The sequence below is a fragment of the Sphingomonas sp. BL-S-28 genome (assembly GCF_055521515.1).
In genome coordinates this window covers 1,423,071-1,443,875 of the sequence record NZ_CM145483.1, presented here as the reverse complement: position 1 = coordinate 1,443,875, position 20,805 = coordinate 1,423,071, and the positions used below count along the sequence as shown (strand labels likewise).

Sequence of the window (20,805 nt, the reverse complement as noted above, 5' to 3'; positions counted from 1 at the left end):
ATTTGGACCGACATGGTTCAAAATCAGGAGGATGTTCCAAATGGCGGCACAAATCCGCGCTCTGGCCCTGATCGTGGGGCTGCTTTCTTCATCGTCGGCACTGGCGGCACCCACGCCGGTTCGCAGCGCCGCAGAACGGCTCGATCGGGGTGCCGTCGTCGTGCCTGCCAAGGGCGGCGGAATGCTCGTGAATTGGCGGTTTCTCGCCAGCGATCCGAAGGCCGCGCGCTTTCGCGTGCTGCGCGATGGCAAGCCGGTCCATGTCACCAAGACGGGCGAAGCGACCACCTTCGTGGACGCACAGGGCACGCCGGCAAGCGCCTACGCAGTCGAACGCATCGGTGATGGCGCCGGTCCGCAGCGTGCCATGATGTGGGGCAAGGGCTATCTCTCGATCCCGCTGACCCCGCCCGCCGATGGCGTCACGCCGGCCGGGGAGGCCTATTCCTACACCGCCAACGATGCCAGCGCGGGCGATCTGGATGGTGACGGGCAGTACGAGATCGTGCTGAAGTGGGATCCCACAAACAGCCACGACAATGCGCACACCGGCTATACCGGCAACGTCTTCCTCGACGCCTATCGGCTGGACGGCACCCGGCTCTGGCGCATCGATCTGGGCCGCAACATCCGCGCCGGGGCGCATTACACGCAGTTCCTCGTCTTCGATTTCGATGGAGACGGGCGCGCCGAAGTGGCGATGAAAACCGGCGACGGCACGGTGGACGGCACTGGCAAGGTGATCGGCGATCCGAATGCCGACTGGCGCAGCAGTGGCGGTGAAGTGCCGCAGCGGGACCGCACCGGCGCCAAAGTCCTGCCAGACGGCACCAAGGTCGCGCTGATGCAGGGCCGCATCGTCAAAGGGCCGGAATACCTGACGGTGTTCGAGGGACTGACCGGCAAGGCGCTCGCCACCGCGCCTTACGATCCCCCGCGCTATCCCGGCGGCAACCCTACGCCCGAACAGCTGACCGCATCGTGGGGTGACGGTTATGCCAACCGGTCGGACCGCTATCTGGCCGGGGTCGCCTATCTCGACGGGCAGCTTCCCAGCATGGTCTTCGGGCGCGGCTATTACGCCCGCACCGCGATTGCCGCGTGGGACTGGCGCGGCGGCAAGCTGACCCAGCGCTGGCTGTTCGACAGTTCGGCACCCGGCAACGCCGACTATGCCGGACGCGGAAACCACCAGCTTTCCATTGCCGATGTCGACGGAGATGGCCGTGACGAGGTGATCTACGGATCGATGGCGGTGGACGACAACGGCACGGGCCTCTGGACCCAGCCGCTGTTCCATGGCGACACCATGCATGTGGGTGATCTGGACCCGGCGCGGCCGGGCCTCGAAAAGTTCGGTGTGTTCGAGGATATTCGCCAGAACGGCGGCCTCGGTTCGGCCCTGCTCGATGCCCGCACCGGCGAAGTTCTATGGTCGAAACCGGCGGAGGAGGACACCGGGCGCGGCCTGTCCGCCGATATCGACCCGCGCCACTATGGCGAAGAGTTCTGGGGTGCCAACTCCGATCGCCTGCTCGATACCAAGGGGCAGCCGATCGGCCCGCATCCGCGCCAGACCAATTTCGCGATCTGGTGGGACGGCGACCTGCTGCGCGAACTGCTGGACGGTACGACGATCTCGAAGTGGGATTGGGAGCACGGTGTGGCGACACCGCTGCTGGCGCCGGAGGGGCTGGCCTCCAACAACGGCACCAAGGCGACGCCCGCGCTTCAGGCAGACCTGATCGGCGACTGGCGGGAGGAAGTGATCTGGCGCAGTGCCGACAACCGCGAACTGCGCATCTACACCACCCCCTATCCAACCACCCATCGCTTCGTCACGCTGATGCAGGATCCCGTCTATCGGGCCGGCGTGGCATGGCAGAACACCGCCTATAATCAGCCACCGCACACCGGCTTCTACCTCGGCGCGCCGCCGCCGAAGGACCAGTCGCCCCGCTAACCAGACCCACAATTAACTCCGTCGCCCCCGCGAAGGCGGGGATGACGGAGTGACCTGGCAAACAAGAGCTAACCGACCGTTTTGCGACGCTCGTACCCATTGATCGCCAGCCCCAGCGGGATCAGGCCAAGCGCCAATGCGGCCAGCAGTCCGAACGCCAGCCACCAACCCTCCGCCCCGCCCTGCAGCCAGCCGATCAGCACGGGCCCGAGCGCGGCGAAGCAATAACCCGCACTCTGCACTTTCGTCGAAATCCGGCGGTTTTCGTCCACGGAGCGGGCGAATTTCATGATCATCATGAAGATCAGCACGAACGTGCCGCCATGGGCGATGCTGCCGATCGGCGCCCAGAGCATCCACTGCGCGGGGGCCGCGACGATCCATAGCGGCGTCACCGTCCAGACCACGCCCATCAGCACCAGCAACCAGCCCAGCGACACGCGCCGCGCCAGTACCGGAATCCCCAGCGATCCGGTCAGCGAGAGGATCTGGAAGGCCGAGGCGACAATGCCTGCCTGGGTGCCGCTCATCCCGCCTGCCCTGGTCAGGAACGTCGGCAACCACGCGGTCAGCCCGTAGTAGGCGAAGATATGGATCGCGAAGGCGGCGACCATCAGCCAGACGAGCGCGGATGGCATCGCATCTGTCGGTGCGCTTGCCGTTCGCGCCTCCGCACCCACAGATGCGTCTGCCTTTTCTGGCCTCTGCCTATCGATCAACCACCGCGACGCGAGCGCGAGCAGCGCCAGCCAGACCCACCCGGCCAGCGCGATCTGCCAGCCTCCCCAGGCCGCGACCGGCGCGGTGAAGGCCAGCGTGAGCATCGCACCCAGATTGAGCGAGACCGTATAGAGCCCCGTCACCGCATTCACATTGCGCTGGAAATCGCGCGCGATCAGCATGAGCGCGACGATGTTTCCCATCGCGATGCACATGCCGATCACCAGCGTCCCGGCGAACATGCCGACGAGCCCGGTGTAGGGGCGGATCACCGTGGCCAGTGCAACGCCGATCAGCACCGCGCGGATCGATCGGTCGATCCCCCAGCGCGCGATCAGCGGGGACAGCAACGGCGGCAGCAGGCCGAAGCAGAGCACCGGAATGCTGGTGAGCAGCCCCGCCCCCACGCTGCCAAGACCCAGACTGGCGCGGATTTCGACCAGAACCGGCTGGATCGCAGTCAACGGGCTGCGCAGATTGCAGCCCAGAACGATCAAGGCAAAGAGCGGCAACCAGAGCGACAGGCACAGTGGCAACGAACGCCGCGACGCTGGCGCGCCGGGCTCCTGCATTCGCGAAAGAGGCATTGCGTGGGGATGGCCTCCCAAGGCGGGCTTGGCAATCCTCCAAAGCCGTGAAGCGCCATCCTGTCGCAACGCCGCGACACACTTTTTCTTGTCCGACTAGTTGACGATCAAATCCACATGATGAAATACCATCCCACATAAGATACCCGTTCGGGAAGGGAGAGAGCATGAGCAAGCTGGTCTGGAGCCGCCGCGAGATGTTGGCCCAAAGTCTGGCAACATCCGCCGTTGTCGGCTCCATGGCGCTCACCGCCGGGCGCGCCGATGCCGCCCCCGTGGCCGCGAAGGAGCCGCTGGGATCCGGCATTGCACCGGGCGACGACGTGGTCTGGCTCGACGGCGGCATACCCTCCGCGCACGAAGGCCAGTCGTGGGGCCAGCCCTGGCCGCGCGGCACCCGGCTCGACAAGCGCGGCTACGTTCTCGAAGGCGCGGGCGGTGCGCGGGAGGCAGTGCAGACCTGGCCGATGGCCTGGTGGCCGGACGGCTCGATCAAGTGGACCGGGCACGCCACCAGTGCCAATGGCGCGCGTACCGGATCGCTGCGCGTCGTTCCCGGCACCGCCAAACCGGCGCAGACGCTCTTCGTGCGCGAGGCGGGCGATGCGATTACCGTCACCGTGGGCCAGACCGTCTGGACAGTGGGCCGCTCGGGCGAAGCGCTGATCCGCTCGGCGCGGGTGGGTGCGAACGAGGTGCTGCAATCGGTGCGGCTGCTCGCCAGCGCGCAGGACCGCCCCGATGACGAGGACGGCGCACCCGCGCTGGCCCGCTGGACCAGCGCCATCGAAAGCGCCACCGTCGAACAGAGCGGCCCGATCCGCGCGGTCATCAAACTCGACGGTCGCCATCGCGGTGAGGCGGGCGACTGGATGCCGTTCTCCGTCCGACTCTACTTCCACGCCGGGTCGGACAGTGTGCGGCTGGTGCATTCGATGATCTTCGATGGCGATCCCGCCAAGCGCTTCATTCGCGGACTGGGCCTCGAAGGCGCGGTGCCGATGCGCGACAAGTTGCATGATCGCCATGTCCGCTTCGCCGGCGAGAGGGGCGGCCTCTGGGGCGAGGCCGTTCGCCCGCTGACCGGCCTGCGCCGCGATCCGGGCAAGGCCTTCCGCGACGCGCAAGTGGCGGGCGCGGCGACGCCCCCGCTCGACCAGATGGGCGCGGCGGTGCGGCAGAACATCGAATACATTCCCGCGTGGGGCGATTTCCGCCTGCGCCAGCCCAATTCGGACGGCTTTTCGATCGTCAAGCGTACCAAGCCCGGTTGCGGCTGGATCGATGTCGATACGGCAGGGCGCGCGCCGGGGCTTGGCTATATCGGCGGTCCTTCCGGCGGCGTTGCCTTCGGGATGCACGACTTCTGGCAGCGCTACCCGGTCGGCCTGGACATCTCCGATGCGGCCAGCGACACCGCGCGCTTCACCGTCTGGTATCACGCCCCCGATGCGCCGGCGATGGACCTGCGCTTCTATCACGACGTGATGGGCATGGAGAGTTTCGAGGCGCAGAACCTCGGCCTCGACGTGACTTACGAGGATTACGAACCGGGCTGGGGCGATGCCTCCGGGATTGCGCGCACGACCGAATTCCGCATCTGGGCCCTGCCCGCCACGCCGCCGCGCGAACGTCTGGCCGAGATGGGCCAGGGCCTTGCCACGCCGCCGCGGCTGGTCGCCAATGTCGCGCGGGTCCATGCGGCCGGGCTGTTCGGTCCGTGGAGCCCGATCGCCGCCGGCGGACCTCTGCGGGGCAAGATCGAGGCGCGGGCGAAGCAGGAACTCGATTTCTACATCGGGCAAGTGGACCAGCGCCGCTGGTACGGCTTCTGGAACTACGGCGACGTCATGCACAGCTATGACAACGACCGGCACGTCTGGCGCTACGATATCGGCGGTTTCGCGTGGGACAACAGCGAACTTTCGACCGACATGTGGCTCTGGTACGGCTTCCTGCGCACGGGCCGCGCCGACGTGTTCCGACTGGCGGAGGCGATGACACGGCATACCGGGGAGGTGGACGTCTATCACGCCGGCCGCTTCAAGGGCCTGGGCACGCGCCACGGCGTGCAGCACTGGGCGGACAGTTCGAAACAGCCGCGCATCTCCAACGCCGCCTATCGCCGGTTCTACTACTACCTCACCACCGACGAGCGCTGCGGCGACCTGATGCACAGTCTGGTGGACAGCGACCATGCGCTGAAGACGGTCGATATCGGCCGCAAGGTCATGCACCGGGCCGATGCCAGCAAGCCGCCTGCCGGAACCGGCGCGGTCGTGGCCGACCAGCCGCTGCCCGATGGCCAGATCTTCATGCAGTTCGGCACCGTCTGGGGATCGCTGCTGGGCGCATGGCTCACCGAGTGGGAGCGCACGCGCGACACCCGCTGGCGCGACCGCATCATTGCCGGAATGCGCTCCATCGCCGCCCTTCCCAAGGGCTGGCTGGCAGGCGGCGCGGCATTCGACCTCGCCACGGGCCGCTTTGTCGGCGGCGGGAACGAGGTGAACATGAGCCACCTCAACGGCGTGTTCGGCGTGTTCGAGATCACTGCCGAACTGCTGGAACTGCTGGACGAGCCAGCGTTCCGCAAGACCTGGCTCGAATACTGCGAACTCTACAACGCGCCGGAGGCGGAGTTCCGCGCCCGCACCGGCGCATCGGGCAAGGGCCGCGCGCTGACGCAGGCGCATTCGCGCTACACCGCCTATGCCGGGGTGCAACTCGGCAAGCCGGAACTGGTGAAGCGCGCCTGGGGCGAATTCTTCGGCGCAGGCGACCGCGAGGGGCGCGACCAGTCGCGCGGCGCGCGCAAGGTGACGGGCGCTGCCGTGCTCAAGCCGGTGGACGAGATCGCCGAAGTCTCCACCAACGATGCCGCGCAGTGGGGCATCGCCGCGACCGTGAACCTGACGCTGATCGGGGATGCGCTGGAATGAGGCGTCTCGCTGCCGCCCTGATACTTGTGTCGTTGTCGGCAGCGGCGCCCCCGCAAGCGGACGACTTCCGCCACGGCCTCTCCCACTGGCGTGTCGAGGCGGAAGCGCCCTCGCGCGTCACCGTTCAGGACGGCGTGATGGACATCGACGCACCGGAAGGGCTCTCGATCTGGTGGGGCGAGGAACTGCGGGGGCCCGTCGCCATCGAATACGAGGTCATGGCGGTGTCGGCCGGTGGGCCGAACGATGCGGTGAGCGACGTCAATGCCTTCTGGATGGCCACCGACCCTGCCGCACCGGACGGATCGCCCCTGGCCCGGCCCCGCAGCGGGGCTTTCGCGGCCTATGACACGCTCAAGACCTATTACGTCGGCATCGGCGGCAATCGCAACACCACCACGCGGATGCGCCGCTATGTCAGTGAACCGGGCAACCGTCCGCTGCTGCCCGAGCATGACAGGGCGGATCCGGCGGCGCTGCTCGTGGCCAATCGCTGGGTGCCGGTGCGGCTTGCCGCCGATGGCGCGACGGTGATGGTGGACTTCGGCGGCAAGCGGCTTTTCGCGATGATGGATACCGCGCCCTATCGCCGGGGCTGGTTCGCCTTGCGCACCACCAAGAGCCACTTGCGCATCCGCAATTTCCGGATCGTTCCGCTTGGGACCGGGCGCTGAGGAGCCGCAAGATGGCTCCTCTCGACACACCCTCCCCTTTACCCACTCGTCGCCCCCGCGAAGGCGGGGGCCCCGCTTCCTTCTCGCCATCACGCAAGAAAAGCGGGGTCCCCGCCTTCGCGGGGACGACGGGGGTTTTTGATCGCGGGCTCCTGCGCTCACGCCCCGTCGGACGGAATCCGCAACCCGTGCCGCGCCGCAAAGCGGGCAAAGCGCGTCAGCCACAACCCGGGCCGGCCATCCGGCTCGAACAGCGGTGCGCCGTGGCCGCCCTTCTCGATCACATGGAGTTCGGAAGGAATCTTCGCCGCCCGGCACCCCTCGAACATCGCAAGGCTGTTGCCGCAATCGACCACGGTATCGTCGGCCGCATGGCCCAGCAGGATCGGCGGCGTCGCCGCGGGAACATCGAGATTCACCGAATACCGCCGCGACAATTCCTCGCTCGGGTTCGCCCCCAGCAGTTCGCTGCGCGACTGGGCGTGGGCGAGCGGCGGCACCATGCTCACGACCGGGAAGAACATCCCCGCCACTATCGGCCGCGCGTCCAGCGCATCGGCAGCGTCGACCGGATCGTAGACTTTGGCCGCAAAGCGCGTGGCGATGCTGCCGCACAAGTGCCCGCCCGCCGAAAAACCGATGGTCGCCACATTGGCCGGATCGACGCGCCACTTCGCGGCGTTGGCGCGAATTACCCGCATGGCACGCTGGGCATCCTGCAGGGGCGTATCCGGTCCGCCGGTCCAGCCGTCATGCGGCAGGCGATAGAGCAGTTCGAAGGCGGTCACCCCCTGCTCCGCAAACCAGCGCGAGATTGCGGACGGCTTGGTCCCCATCGCCACGCGTGCATAACCGCCGCCGGGAAACATCAGCACGGCGGCACCGGTGGGCTTGGCCGCCGGGCACACCGTCAGCATCGGCGTCGCCACATGCGGCCAGGCGAAATCGTCGGGATTGTTCTTGTTGGAGCGCAGCACGCGCTCCTCCTTCACGCCGCCCTTGGGCAGCCCCGGCGGCGAGCCCGGCCAGATCGGAAAGCGCTCGGCCATACCCGCCCCCGCACTGTCACCGGCTTGCGCCAGCGCGCGGGTGGACAGCAGCGGCACTGCGGCCAGCGCGCTCAGCGAACCCAGGAATTGACGGCGATCACTCGACATATTGCACTCTCCCCGAAAGGTCATTCTATGCATTGGAACATGTTGAAATTCATCCGGCTTTTGGAGCGTGCGGCATGATCGCCGCCTCGCTGCTCCTGCTCGCCGCAGCGGCCGCGCCTGCCGCGGACGTGGCGCCAAAGCCGCTGTTCCGCGATCCGGTGCACGATGGCGCCGCCGATCCCACCACGGTCTACGATCCGGCCGCCCGCGAATGGGTGATGTTCTACACCAACCGCCGCGCCGACCTGCCGATGGAGGACGAGAAGGACGTGCGCTGGGTCCACGGCACCGCGATCGGCACTGCGCGTTCGAAGGACGGCGTGCACTGGCGTTACGGCGGCACGGCCGCGATCCCGGCAAGCTGCACCGGCGAAACGCTCTGGGCACCGGATATCGAGCGTTTCAATGGCCAGTGGCACATGTGGCTGACGGTCGTGCCCGGCGTGTTCCGCGACTGGAACGCCCCGCGCTTCATCGTCCACCTCACCAGCCGCGATCTGAAGTCCTGGACCTGCGGCGACCGCCTCGACCTCGGTTCGGACCGGGTAATCGACGCCAGCGTGATCGCGCTGCCGAAGGGCGGCTATCGCCTGTTCTTCAATGACGAGCGCATGGGCAAGGCGATCCGCACGGCGGACAGCACCGATCTGGTCCACTGGACGGTGAAGGACCGCCTCACCACCACGCCGGGGGAAGGCCCCAAGGCATTCCGCTGGAAGGGCCGCTGGTGGCTGGTCTCCGATGCGTGGAAGGGCCTGCTCGTCATGCGCTCCGATGACGGAGAACACTGGACCACCCAGCCCGGCCACATCCTGGCCACACCCGGACAGGCGCCGACCGACCGCGCCAAGGGCCAGCATCCCGACGTGATCGTTTCTGGGACACGCGCCTATATCGTCTACTTCGTGCATCAGGGCGGCGAGGACGAGGCGAAGGCGAACCCCGACTGGAACCGCCGCAGCGTGCTCCAGATCGCGGAACTGAAGGAGAAGGACGGGGTGATTACCGTAGACCGCGACAGCCCCGCGCATGTGCGGCTGACGCCGCCGAAGGAGGCGCGGCGATGAGCCTGCTGCTCGATCGCCGCGCGCTCTGCCTCGGCGCTACGGCGCTGGCAGGCTGCGTCACCACGCGCATTACCCCGTCCGAGCCGGAAGGCCCCCTGCTCTTCGCCTATTTCAGCACCGGAAAGGGAGAGGCGGACGGGCTGAAACTGGCGGTGAGCGAAGACGGCTTTGCCTTCCGCACGCTTGGTGGCGGCAAGCCTTTCCTCGTGCCGCAGGTCGGTGAGAAGAAGCTGCTGCGCGATCCGTTTCTCTGGCGCGGTGAGGGGCCGGACGCGCAGTGGCACTGCGTCTGGACCACGGCGTGGCAGGGCGTGACGATCGGCCACGCCACCACGCGCGATTTCGTGAACTGGACACCCCAGCGCGCGATCCCGGTCATGGCGTCGGTGCCCGGCACCCGCAACTGCTGGGCGCCCGAGGCGATCTACGATCCCGCCACACGCCGCACGGTGATCTTCTGGTCCAGCACGGTGGAAGGGCGCTTCCCCGAAACTGCAGGTTCGTCCGAAGGCGGCTACAACCACCGGCTCTGGTACACCACGACTGCCGATTTCGAGAGCTTCGCCCCGCCGCAAGTGCTCTACGACCCCGGCTTCAGCGTGATCGACGGCACATTCGCCCATGCCCCGGACGGCGGCCTCTGGCTGGTGGTGAAGGACGAGACGGTCACCCCGCCGCGCAAATGGCTGCGCACAGCTTCCGCGCGCGGACCGCTGGGGCCCTTCGCGCCGCTGGGCGAGCCCTTCACGCCCTCGTGGGTGGAAGGGCCGATGACGACGCGGATCGGCGACGACCTCGTCTGTTACTACGACGTCTATCGCGATGGCCGCTGGGGCGCCAAATCCACGCGCGACATGGTGACATGGCAGGACGTCAGCGACCGTCTCGCCATGCCGCAGGGCGCGCGCCACGGATCGCTTGTGCGGATCGATCGCCGACTCCTCGCTGCTCTGGAATCTTGAAAAAGCGGCTCCCGGATGGAGGATCCGGGAGCCGCCAGTGCCGGCGCGGGAGGGCCCCGCCGGGATCTGCAAAATCAGAACTTCACGTTCACGCCTGCCGAGATCGTCCGGCCGACGCGGGTCTGGAACAGCGTGTCCTGCCGCTGGCTGTCGGTGTAGAGGCTGTTCTGCTCATCGGTGAGGTTGGTGCCCTCAAGGATCAGCTTCACATTGTCCGTCAGGTTGTACGAGGCCGAGGCATCGACGTACGTCGTCGCATGGTTGCCCACCAGATCGCTGCCCGGCGACGCCGGGATGCCGCGAATGAACGGCCCGCGATAGTTGATCGTGCCGCGGATCGAGAACTTGTTGTTCTCCCAATAAAGCGTGCCCGATGCCGTGTCCTTAGACAGGCCGACCAGATCGTCCTTGGCCGTCACCGTGCAGACCCCGCCCGAGCTGGAGAGGCAGTAGGTGATCTTCGACATGACGTGCGTGTAGTTCGCCAGCACACCGAAGTGGCTGAGGAAACCGGACATGAAGTTGAACGGGATCTGCGCGTTGAGCTCGACGCCCTTCAGCGGGCCGCCCGGCGTATTGGTGGGCGTGGCGATGTTGAACAGTTCGTCCGGCGTGGTGTTGCTGCCGATCAGCAGTTCATTCGGCAGGCCCAGCGAGCTGTACGGCACCAGCGAGTTCACGTTCTGAACGTAAGTCTTGATGTCCTTGTAGAAGAACGCGGCCGACAGCAGCGCGCCGGGGCGGAAGTACCATTCCACGGCGGCATCGAAGGTATTGGCGCGGATCGGTTCGAGCAGCGGGTTGCCCAGCGAGCCGGAGCGCGTGACGGCATTGATCGCCACCGTCGGCGCCAGCAGCGTCAGCGCCGGGCGCGACATGACCTTGGCGGCAGACAGGCGCAGCAGCAAGTTCTGGACGGGTTCGATCACCACGTTGGCCGAAGGCAGCCAGTCGTCATAGCTGCGCGAAACCGCGCGGAACTGGCCGGTCAGCCCGGTGGGCGAGGTGGCATCCGACAGGTTGATGAAGCCGGTGGAGCGCTGCCAGGTGTGGATATAGCGCACGCCCACGTCGCCGCGCAGGCCGAAGCCTACTGCGTCCGAGAAATCGAACGTGCCCATCAGATAGGCGCTCGTTTCCTCTTCCTTGACGCCCGGATTGGTCTCTCCGCAGCCGGTGCAAGTGCGTGCATCGAACAGGTTGTAGGTGTCCGCCAGCTTCTGCCAGTCGAGGCTGGCCCAGCTGGACGGCGCGCCATGGCCCCAGAGGCTGTCCACCCCGGTGATCTGCGTGGTCAGATCCGACAGGGCGACACCGGACGGCAGTGCCTGAACCAGTGTATCGGCGGTGTAGTACGTGGTGAAGCGCTGCTTGAAGTCGCTCGACCGGTACTGCGCGCCGGCATGGACCTTGAACGCATCCGACACTTCGTAATGCGCGTTCCATTCGGCCAGCACGCCCTTGGTGGTGTTGCTGGCCGGCTTGCCCTGAAGGCTGAAGCCGCCGGTGACGACGCCCGCGCCGGGCGTCGGGCCGTAAAGGAAGTTGTTCGGATCGGAGACGTCGAAGCCGAAGCCCAGCACCGGCGTACGCCCGCCGCCCGTGTAGTCGATGGAGAAATTGTCCGTATCCAGCGCATCCATGAAGTACTGCATGCGGATCTTGTCTTTCCAGACAGACTCGTTGAGGCCGACCTTGGCGTCGACCGTCAGCCGGTCGTTGAACCGGTGCATGAAGTTCAGGTTCGCCTGCTTGAACGTGGTCGAATACTTGGAGTGCAGGCCTTCCGAACGCACGTCCACGCCGTCGAGCAGCGCATAGTCCACCGAGCCGAGGTCGGACAGTTGCACGTCCTTCAGCGACATCATCGGAAAGCCCTGGTTCGACGCGGAGCGGCCGAACGAGATGGCTTCGATGTAGTTGTCGTCACGCGTAACGTTGAAGCGCGAATAGAGCAGGTCCAGCGAGATATCGGTGTCGTCGTCGGGCTTGTACTGCAGCGTCAGGGTGCCGCCGATGCGTTCCTGCGTCTGTTCGGAATTGATGTAGCGCGGGATGCGCGGGAAGAAGGCGCCACTGCCGGGTGTGTTCGGCATGTCATCGCGGCGGGCGTCATAGACGGTCTGATAGGCCGCCGGATCGCTGGTGCGCGGGTTGCCGGTGGAGCAGTTCGTGGCGCTGGCGCCGGTCGAGGCGCTGTTCGCCGGGTTCTGCGGCGTCACGCCCAGCGGCGAGCAGAACATGCCGTTCTGGTTGGCGGAAAGGATGTCCACCGCCGAATAGCCCACTTCGCGTGTGTGCCGCTTCTGGTAGGCGATGGAGCCGAGCACGCCGAAGCCGCTGTCCCCGAACTGCTTGGATACCAGCGCCGAGGCGCGCGGATCGACTTGCTTCGAAAGTTCGTTCCAAACGCCGCGGCCGGTGGCCGAAAATACGAACGGCTTTGCGGAATCGAACGGCTTGGGCGCGGTAAGGTCCACCGTCGCGCCCAGCGAGCCTTCCTCCACATCGGCCGACGGCGTCTTGCGCACGGTCAGGGCCGAGAAGATCTCGGTCGGGAACACGTTGAAGTCAAAGCTGCGGCCGTTGTTGCCGGCGCCGTAGATGTCCGAACCGCCAGTCTGCGCGGCGGCTTCCATGCCGTTGATGCGCACGCGGGTGAAATCGGCGCCCAGGCCGCGCACGGAGATGTTCTTGCCCTCTCCCCCGTCACCGCGCTGAAGCGCCACGCCGGGGATGCGCTGCATCGATTCCGCAAGGTTGGAATCGGGGAACTTGCCAAGGTCTTCCGCCTTGATGGTGTCGATCGCGGCGGTCTGATCGCGCTTGTCCGCCAGCGCTGCGTTCAGCGAGGCGCGAAAGCCGGTGACGATGATATCCTCGGCGCTGGGCGGAGTGTCCGTACCGGGGTTAGCCTGCGGAGCGGCGGCATCCTGCGCGAAAGCAGGGAGAGAAACCGACATCAACGCGGCAACAGCCAGCGCCGGAGCCGAAACGCGGCTGCGCATGATGGTTTTGAAGGACGCCCTTCCCATTATCTCACTCCCGTTATCGTTCTTTAACTTGTCCCATTATGTGGGATTAGGTTTTACGATATATGACGTTTTCGCTCAAATCCAGTCAAAATCGCTTCCAAACGATCCTTACCCCTTATTTCCACGCAGGCCGGGAACGGCTCGCCGCCGGAAAGCACGCGCTGTGCGGATTGACTTTCAATGCTCCCGATATATGCGATCATAAACCGTCATATGGGATATAATCCCAAAGCGGTAGATGACGAATGATCAGGAGAGGATCGCTATGTCCCTGACCACGGCGCTGGCTTTGGCCGTTACCGCAGCAACAGCATCGGCAAGTCCGTCCGGCGCGCCGGTCATCGATATCGACCTTGCCGGCAAGACGCCGGACCAGATGCCCAGCTATCGGCCCGGCGCGAACGGAGTGGAACGACGCGATCCCTCCGGCGCGTTCCTCTATTCGGTGGCGCTGCCCGAAGGCATCTACCGCGTGACGCTGACCTTGGGCGATAGGCGCAGCGCGGGGAACACCACGGTGAAGGCCGAGAGCCGCCGCCTGTTGCTGCGCGATGTCGCCACGCGGCGCGGACAGACGGTGACGCGCAGCTTTCTGGTCGACGTGCGCGATGCGCGCCTGCCGCGCCAGCCCGCGGGCGCTCCGCGCTTCGGCCAGACGGTGCTGCTGGACGAGCGTGACCTTGCCAGCTTCAATTGGGACGACAAGCTGACCTTCGAATTCCTCGGCCAGCCGCGCGTTGCGGCCATCCATATCGAACCGGCAAGCGCCCCGCGCCTGTTCCTCGCCGGCGATTCCACCGTGGCGGACCAGTATACCGAGCCCTTCACCAGTTGGGGCCAGATGTTGCCCGCGATGCTGGACGATCATGTGGTCGTGGCCAATCACGCCAAGTCCGGCGCGACGATGAAGTCCTTCATCGCCCAGTTGCGCTTCTCCAAACTGCTGACGCAGGTCCGCGCGGGCGACTGGCTGTTCATCCAGTTCGGCCACAACGACCAGAAGACCGAATGGCCGATGACCTACCTCGATCCCGAACTGACCTATCCCGCCTACTTGCGCAGCTACATCGCCGAAGCGCGGCGGCGCGGCGTGCATCCGGTACTGGTCACTTCCCCCGAGCGGCGCAATTTCGATGAGGGCGGCAAGATCAAGGACACGCTGGGCGCCTATGCCGCCGCGGTGCGCAAGGTCGCCGCCGAAGAGAACGTGCCGCTGATCGACCTCAACCGAGACAGCATCGCGATCATGCAGGCGCTTGGCCCCGAAGTCTCGCCGCGCGCCTTTGCAGAGGATGGCAAGGACCGGACGCACAACAACAACTATGGCGCGTGGCTTTTCGCCGCCGCGATCGCCCGGCAGGTGGCCGAGAAGATCCCCGAACTCGCGCCTTATGTTGTGCTGAAGACCTTCGATCCCGCGCATCCGCCGCTGCCCGACGCGCTGCCGATCGCGCCGAGCATTCCTCTGGAGGAAACCAAGCCGGAAGGGAGCTAGGGGCGATGAAAGTGCCTCGCCGCGTGTTTTCCGGCCTCTGTCTGGCGGGCGCGCTGGCGCCTCGCTCCGTGCTTGCCGCGGATGGGCACTTCGATGTCCGCCACTTCGGCGCGAAAGGCGACGGCCTGGCCATCGACAGCCCCGCCTTCAATGCCGCGATCACCGAAGCGGCGCGCGTGGGCGGCACCGTGCTGGTGCCGTCGGGGCGCTATCTCTGCTTTTCGATCCGCCTCCAAAGCCGCATCCGGCTGGTCTTCGAGCGCGGCGCGACGATCGTCGCCGCCGATCCGGCGCTTCATGGCGGCCGCTACGACCTGCCCGAACCGGCACCCGGCCTCTATCAGGATTTCGGCCATAGCCACTGGCGCAACAGCCTGATCTGGGGCGAGGATGTGGCGGATGTCGTGATCGAAGGCCCCGGCCTGATCCACGGGCTTGGCCTCACCCGCGACGGCCCCGGTGCGCGCTGGAAAGCGCAAACCGGCGAGCGGCCGCTTTCCATGCAGGGCATGAGCGAAAGGGAGATCGCAGACCTCGAACCCGCGATTGCCGCGATGGACGGGCTGGGCAACAAGGCCATCGCGCTGAAGCGCGGGCGCAATATCCGCCTCTCCGGCTTTACCGTGCTCAAGGGCGGGCATTTCGCGATCCTCGCCACCGGCACCAGCGCCCTGCTGATCGAGAACCTGACCATCGATACCGACCGCGACGGCATCGATCTCGACTGCGTGAAGGACACGCTGGTGCGCGGCTGCAAGGTCAATTCGCCGAACGACGACGGCATCGTCGTCAAGTCCAGCCTTGCACTGGGTGAGCCGATCGCGGCCGAAAACGTGGTGATTCAGGCCTGCGCGGTCTCCGGCTACGACATCGGCACGCTGATCGACGGCACCCGCCAAAGGACGCAGCAATTCGCGCCCGACCGGGACCGCGTGACCGGGCGCATCAAGCTCGGCACCGAAAGCAACGGCGGCTATCGCAATGTCGTGGTGAAGGACTGCACCTTCACCCATTGCCGGGGCCTTGCGCTGGAGACGGTCGACGGCGGGGTGATGGAAAACGTCGTGGCCCGCCGCCTCACCATGCGGGGCGTAACGACCGCGCCCCTGTTCGTGCGGCTGGGCGACCGGCGACGCGGGCCGGAGGGAACCGGGATCGGCGCAATCCGCCGCGTGGTGCTTTCCGAGATCGACGCGCGGGGAATCGACCCGCGCTTTCCCGCAGCCTTCGCGGGCCTTGCCGCAAGGCCGATCGAATCGATCGTCATGCGCGACGTCCATCTGGTCTATGGCGAGGCCACGAAACCGCGCGAAATCCTCCCTGAGCCAGCCGAAACCGTACCGGAACTGGCCGCCGCCTATCCCGAACCCAGCATGTTCGGCATTCTCCCGGCATGGGCACTCTGGGTCCGCCATGTGGAACGCCTGACCGTGGACAAGTTCCATGCGGAAACGATTATTCACGAAGCGCGCGCCCCGATCCTGCTGGAAAACGTCGCATTCCCGAGCTTTTCGCGCACACCGCTGCGCCAGAATGGCGATTGACGGACACGTGTGGACGAGTTACCAAATATCGGTATTGATATCCACATAATGGAACGTCGGGAGAGTGGTAGTGCCAGATATGGGGATGGCGACGGGATCGATCCACGCTTTCAGGATGCAGTTGAAGCCCGGCACGGTCGATGAATACCGCCGCCGTCATGACGCGATCTGGCCCGAACTCTCCGCCCTGCTGACCGAAGCGGGCATTCGCGACTATTCGATCTTTCTCGACGAGCAGAGCCTGGCGCTTTTCGCGGTGCTGCGCGTCACGCCGGACAACACCCGCGACACCCTGCCCGACCATCCGGTGATGCGCCGCTGGTGGGACCATATGGCCCCGCTGATGGAAGTGGAGCCCGGCAACCGGCCGAAGGAATGGCCGCTCCCGCTTATGTTCCACATGGACTGAGCCGATGAAGCGCGCGTTCCTTGCTGCTCTGCTGTTGTCCGCCGTTCCGCTGCCAGTTCTGGCGCAGGACGCGAAGCCGACCGCCGATCTTGCCGCCCCGGTCCGAACATTCGGCCGCGTCTCGTTCGACGCGCGTTCGCTGATGATCGACGGCAAGCGGCAAGTGATCTGGTCGGGCGAGTTCCACCCGTTCCGCCTGCCCAGCCCCGATCTCTGGCGCGATGTGCTGCAGAAGATGAAGGCCAGCGGGTTCAACACCGTCGCGCTCTATTTCGACTGGGGCTACCACTCGCCCAAGCAGGGCGTCTACGATTTCAGCGGGATTCGCGACCTCGACCGGCTGCTGACGATGGCGGAGGAAGAGGGCCTCTGGGTCATGACCCGCGCCGGGCCTTACGTGAACGCGGAACTGTCGCGCGGCGGCTTTCCCGGCTGGCTGGTCAACCAGAAGGCCCGCGCCCGCACCGACGATCCCGAATATATGGCGGCGGCGGACGAGTGGCTGACTGAGGTCAACGCGATCATCGCCCGCCACCAGATCAACGGGGACGGCAAGGGCCATAAGGGATCGGTGATCCTCCACCAGATCGAGAACGAACTGGCGCTGACTACGCCCGCGCAGCGCCGCTACATGGACCACCTTTACGCCAAGGCGCGCGCCGACGGCATTACCGTGCCGATCTTCCACAACGATCAGGGCCGCAACGGCTACTGGGTGCCGGAAGGTTCACCCGTCGACAAAGTCGTCCACGGCCCCAACGACATGTATGCGTTCGACGGCTATCCCGGCGGCACCTGCACCGTGGAAGGCAAGCCGACGCGCAGCGTGGCCGCGCCGGACTGGGGCTTCTACGGCCCCGGCGGCGCCAAGGGCGGTGCTTCCGCCTCGCCGAAAACACCGGGATTCCTGGCCGAATTCGGCGGCGGCTGGTTCGACTATTGGGGGTCCAACGGCGGCTACGAGTGCAACGCGGTCCAGCGCGGCAAGCGGTTCCAGCGGGTATTCTACGGCACCAATCTGGCCAACGGCATCGGCATCCAGAGTTTCTACATGACGTATGGCGGCACCAGCTGGGGCTGGCTGCCGGCCCCGGTGGTGTTCACCAGCTACGACTATGGCGCCGCCATTTCCGAGGCGCGGAACCTGCGCGAAAAGGCGCTGGAGATGAAGCAACTGGGCGGATTGATCGCCTCCGTGCCGGACCTTGCGGGGATGATCCCGGCAGGCGCGCCTGAGATCTCCTCGCCCAATATTCAGGTCTATCACAACAAGAGCCCGGAGACCGACGCGCGCTTCCTGCTGGTAGCGCACAAACCTTCCAACGGCCAAACCGACGACAGCTTCACGGTCACCGCCGCGCTGCCGGATGGGCGCTATACATTTCCGATGCGGCTCAATGGCTTCGATGCCAAATGGCTGGTCGCGGGCGTGAACCTTGGCGGGCAGCGGCTGGTCTATTCAACCTCCGAACTGCAATCCTTGTCCAAGGCTGGAAACGCCGATCTGCTGCTGCTTTACGGCCGTGCCGGGGAGCCGGGCGAGACCGTTCTGCGCTATGCCTCGGCCCCGAAAGTCACGGTTCTGGAAGGCACGGCACAAACCGCCTTCAACGACACCAAGGGTGACCTGAAAGTCACCTACACCCACACAGGACGCACCGTGCTGCGCCTGACCGGTGGCGGACGCGACGACCTGATCCTGATCCTTGCCGACGAGGCCGAAGGCACCCGCTACACCCGCGTGGAATCGCCGATAGGCCCCGTTCTCGTGCGCGGTCCTGAGCTGGTCCGTCACGCCTCACTGAAATCCGGCGCGCTGGCGCTGACCGGCGATACCGACGCGGCGAGCGGACTCGAAGTCTGGGCGCCCGGCGCCATTCGCGCGCTGACATGGAACGGCGCGCGTGTTCCTGCCAAGGCCTCCGCCGTCGGCAGCCTCACCTCCACCACGCCCCTGTCCGGCCCTGCTCCGGTCGTGCTTCCCGCCCTCACCGGCTGGCGCATGGCCAAGGGTTCGCCGGAGGCCGATCCGAAGTTCGACGACAGCACATGGCAGGCTGTGGGCGGCAATCGCCCCAATGCCACGATCACCCAGCGCCCGGACGGCCAGCCGAACATGGCGATGGATGCCTATGGCTTCCACGAGGGCGACGTCTGGTATCGCGGCAAGTTCGAGGGCAACCCCGGCGCGAAGACCGTCTCGCTGTTCTACGGCGCCGGCGGCTCCGGCCTCGTGCAGGCTTGGCTCGACGGCAAGTTCATCGGTCAGGCCGAGACGCCGAGCGGCCTGCCCCGTCCGATTACCACCGGCACCGTCACGCTGGACCTTCCGCCCGAGACGCAGGCGGCTGGCAGCCATGTCCTTTCGGTCATGGTCCGCAACAACGGCCATAACTGGGACCTCGATTCCGACGACTTCCACAAGGAAGCGCGCGGGCTGATTTCCGCATCGATCTCTCAGCCTGGCGGGCGCAGCTTCGCCGTGCCGATCGCGTGGAAGATCCAGGGCCAGCGCGGCGGCGAGGACATTGCCGACCCCGTACGCGGCCCCGCCAACAACGGCGGCCTCTATGGCGAGCGCATGGGCTGGCACCTCCCCGCCTTCGACGACCGCCAGTGGTCTGCCGCGCAAGTACCGGCAACCAGCGCGGAGCCGGGCACGACATGGTATCGCACCGCGTTCGACCTTGCCGTGCCCAAGGGGCAGGACGCCACCATCGCGCTGGCCTTCGGCGATACCGAGACCCCGCGATCGGCCGCGAAGTACCGTGTGCTGATCTTCGTCAACGGCTGGAACATGGGTCAGTTCATCGCCCACATCGGCCCGCAGCGCGTGTTCCCGATCCCCGAGGGTATCCTGAACCACCACGGCACCAACCACGTCGCGCTGGCCGTAACCAGTGATGGCGCGCCGGGCGATGCGCTGGAGGCGGTGAAGCTCGTCACCCTGCACAACGTCAAGGGCGGCCTCCCCGTGCAGATGGTGCCCGCCCCCACCCGCCCGGATCAGCTGAAATGACCGGCGACGCGCTCACCCGCCGCCAGTTCGGCATCGGTAGCGCCGGCGCGTTCTGCCTTGCCGGGCTGCCCGGCATCGCGAGCGCAGCACCCAAGAAGGGCGCACGCCCATGGCCCTACCTTATCGGCGCCGACGTCTCATGGGTGCCCGAAGACGAAGCGCAGGGCGCCACCTATTACGAGGACGGCCAGCGCAAGGATGTGCTCGCGATCTTCCGCGATGCCGGGTTCAACGCGATCAAGCTGCGCCTCTTCGTCGATCCCGCGAACGGCTATTCGCGGGGGCAGCCCGGCGGCCCGTGGTGCGACCTGCCGCACACGATCGAATTTGCGCGGCGGATCAAGGCAGCGGGCTTCCACCTCTCGCTCACGCTCCACTATTCGGACACCTGGGCCGATCCGCAGCATCAGGACAAGCCGGCGGCATGGGCGAACCTGCCCTTCCCCAAGCTGGTCGATGCCGTCCATCGCCATACCGCAGAGACTTTCGCGGCGATGAAAGCGGCGGGCGTCGCGCCCGATCTGGCCATCCTGGGCAACGAGACGACGTTCGGCATGCTCTGGCCCGATGGCCGCGTGCCGCTGACCATTCCCACCGGCAATCCGGTGACCGACAAGGAACACATGCATGTCCGGGACGCGGGCGGCTATGACAAGTTCGCCGCGCTGCTGAAGGCCGGGATTGCCGCAAGCCGCGATCAATTGCCGGACACGCCCGTGGCGCTGCACAACCACCTCGGCCGCCACTGGCCGATCGTGCAGCATTGGACCGACAGCCTCATCGCCCGCGACGTCCGGTTCGATGCGCTGGGCTTCTCCTGCTATCAGCAGGCCGCGCAAGGCGACTGGCAGCGGACCTTCGCCGAATTCAGCCGCCGCTACCCGGACAAGGGCTTCTTCGCGATCGAGTATTCGTCGCGCAAGCGCTACCTGAACGATCTGGTCCAGGCCCATCCGAACGGCTGGGGCAGCTTCATTTGGGAACCGACGCGGCATCAGGAAGCGATCTTCCTGAAAGACGGCAAGAGCGCAGGCGAAGGCCCGCGCGCCGACCTGCTTTCGCAAGGCCTGAACGCAGCCGAAGCGCCCGGCGCGACGCCCGCTTTGGAGCCTGCCCCCAGCGCACCGAAATCCGAAAACCATGGCGGCCGGTACGATGCCGATCCCGCCTTCCTGCAACTCTATCGCCAGATGGCGCGCGATTACGGAGTCCTGAAATGACCCACCGCGCG

General features: G+C 66.3%; 13 protein-coding genes. 10 read left to right on the top strand and 3 right to left on the bottom strand.

All coding sequences use genetic code 11. The features are described 5' to 3' along the window. Nucleotides 1-40 precede the first annotated feature (40 nt). Nucleotides 41-1,963, top strand: a complete 1,923-nt coding sequence (locus tag ACZ1JC_RS06065; RefSeq protein WP_465138830.1) for a rhamnogalacturonan lyase — start codon at nt 41-43, stop codon at nt 1,961-1,963. 68 nt (nt 1,964-2,031) lie between these two features. On the opposite strand, the gene ACZ1JC_RS06060 is transcribed toward ACZ1JC_RS06065, so the two are convergent. Continuing rightward, a complete protein-coding gene (locus ACZ1JC_RS06060) occupies nt 2,032-3,270 on the bottom strand; it encodes an MFS transporter (RefSeq protein ID WP_465138831.1) in 1,239 nt (412 codons plus the stop codon). A 167-nt stretch (nt 3,271-3,437) separates the two neighbouring features. Between ACZ1JC_RS06060 and ACZ1JC_RS06055 the strand changes: the two genes are divergently transcribed. Continuing rightward, the gene (locus ACZ1JC_RS06055) at nt 3,438-6,212 is read left to right on the top strand and encodes an exo-rhamnogalacturonan lyase family protein (RefSeq protein ID WP_465138832.1); all 2,775 of its coding nucleotides are present in this window, start codon (nt 3,438-3,440) and stop codon (nt 6,210-6,212) included. After that, the gene (locus tag ACZ1JC_RS06050) at nt 6,209-6,886 is read left to right on the top strand and encodes a DUF6250 domain-containing protein (protein WP_465138833.1); all 678 of its coding nucleotides are present in this window, start codon (nt 6,209-6,211) and stop codon (nt 6,884-6,886) included. The genes ACZ1JC_RS06055 and ACZ1JC_RS06050 overlap by 4 nt, the downstream gene beginning before the upstream one ends. 158 nt (nt 6,887-7,044) lie before the next feature. On the opposite strand, the gene ACZ1JC_RS06045 is transcribed toward ACZ1JC_RS06050, so the two are convergent. Then, nucleotides 7,045-8,043, bottom strand: a complete 999-nt coding sequence (locus ACZ1JC_RS06045; protein ID WP_465138834.1) for an alpha/beta hydrolase — start codon at nt 8,041-8,043, stop codon at nt 7,045-7,047. Between the two features lie 74 nt (nt 8,044-8,117). On the opposite strand from ACZ1JC_RS06045, the gene ACZ1JC_RS06040 reads away from it, so the two are divergent. Then, nucleotides 8,118-9,110 (top strand): family 43 glycosylhydrolase, encoded by a 993-nt coding sequence (locus tag ACZ1JC_RS06040; RefSeq protein ID WP_465138835.1) that lies wholly within the window; start codon nt 8,118-8,120, stop codon nt 9,108-9,110. Further along, on the top strand, nt 9,107-10,072 hold the full coding sequence (locus ACZ1JC_RS06035; RefSeq protein ID WP_465138836.1) for a glycoside hydrolase family 43 protein: 966 nt from the start codon (nt 9,107-9,109) through the stop codon (nt 10,070-10,072). Before ACZ1JC_RS06040 ends, ACZ1JC_RS06035 begins: the two co-directional genes overlap by 4 nt. Nucleotides 10,073-10,146: 74 nt before the next feature. On the opposite strand, the gene ACZ1JC_RS06030 is transcribed toward ACZ1JC_RS06035, so the two are convergent. Beyond that, the gene (locus tag ACZ1JC_RS06030; RefSeq protein WP_465138837.1) at nt 10,147-13,107 is read right to left on the bottom strand and encodes a TonB-dependent receptor; all 2,961 of its coding nucleotides are present in this window, start codon (nt 13,105-13,107) and stop codon (nt 10,147-10,149) included. A 265-nt stretch (nt 13,108-13,372) separates the two neighbouring features. Here ACZ1JC_RS06030 and ACZ1JC_RS06025 point away from each other — a divergent pair, with 265 nt between their 5' ends. The 5 genes from ACZ1JC_RS06025 (at nt 13,373) to ACZ1JC_RS06005 (ending at nt 20,794) form a co-directional block, all read left to right on the top strand. Beyond that, a complete protein-coding gene (locus ACZ1JC_RS06025; protein WP_465138838.1) occupies nt 13,373-14,602 on the top strand; it encodes a rhamnogalacturonan acetylesterase in 1,230 nt (409 codons plus the stop codon). 5 nt (nt 14,603-14,607) lie between these two features. Further along, entirely contained in the window at nt 14,608-16,146 is a 1,539-nt protein-coding gene (locus ACZ1JC_RS06020) for a rhamnogalacturonidase (protein ID WP_465138839.1), read from the top strand. Between the two features lie 79 nt (nt 16,147-16,225). Next, the gene (locus tag ACZ1JC_RS06015; protein WP_465140281.1) at nt 16,226-16,555 is read left to right on the top strand and encodes an L-rhamnose mutarotase; all 330 of its coding nucleotides are present in this window, start codon (nt 16,226-16,228) and stop codon (nt 16,553-16,555) included. A gap of 4 nt (nt 16,556-16,559) precedes the next feature. After that, nucleotides 16,560-19,574 carry a glycoside hydrolase family 35 protein gene (locus tag ACZ1JC_RS06010; RefSeq protein ID WP_465138840.1) on the top strand — a complete coding sequence of 1,005 codons (3,015 nt, stop codon included), beginning with the start codon at nt 16,560-16,562 and terminating at the stop codon, nt 19,572-19,574. Then, complete coding sequence (locus ACZ1JC_RS06005; protein ID WP_465138841.1) at nt 19,571-20,794, top strand: glycosyl hydrolase 53 family protein; 1,224 nt, start codon at nt 19,571-19,573, stop codon at nt 20,792-20,794. The genes ACZ1JC_RS06010 and ACZ1JC_RS06005 overlap by 4 nt, the downstream gene beginning before the upstream one ends. The last annotated feature ends 11 nt before the right edge of the window (nt 20,795-20,805 follow it).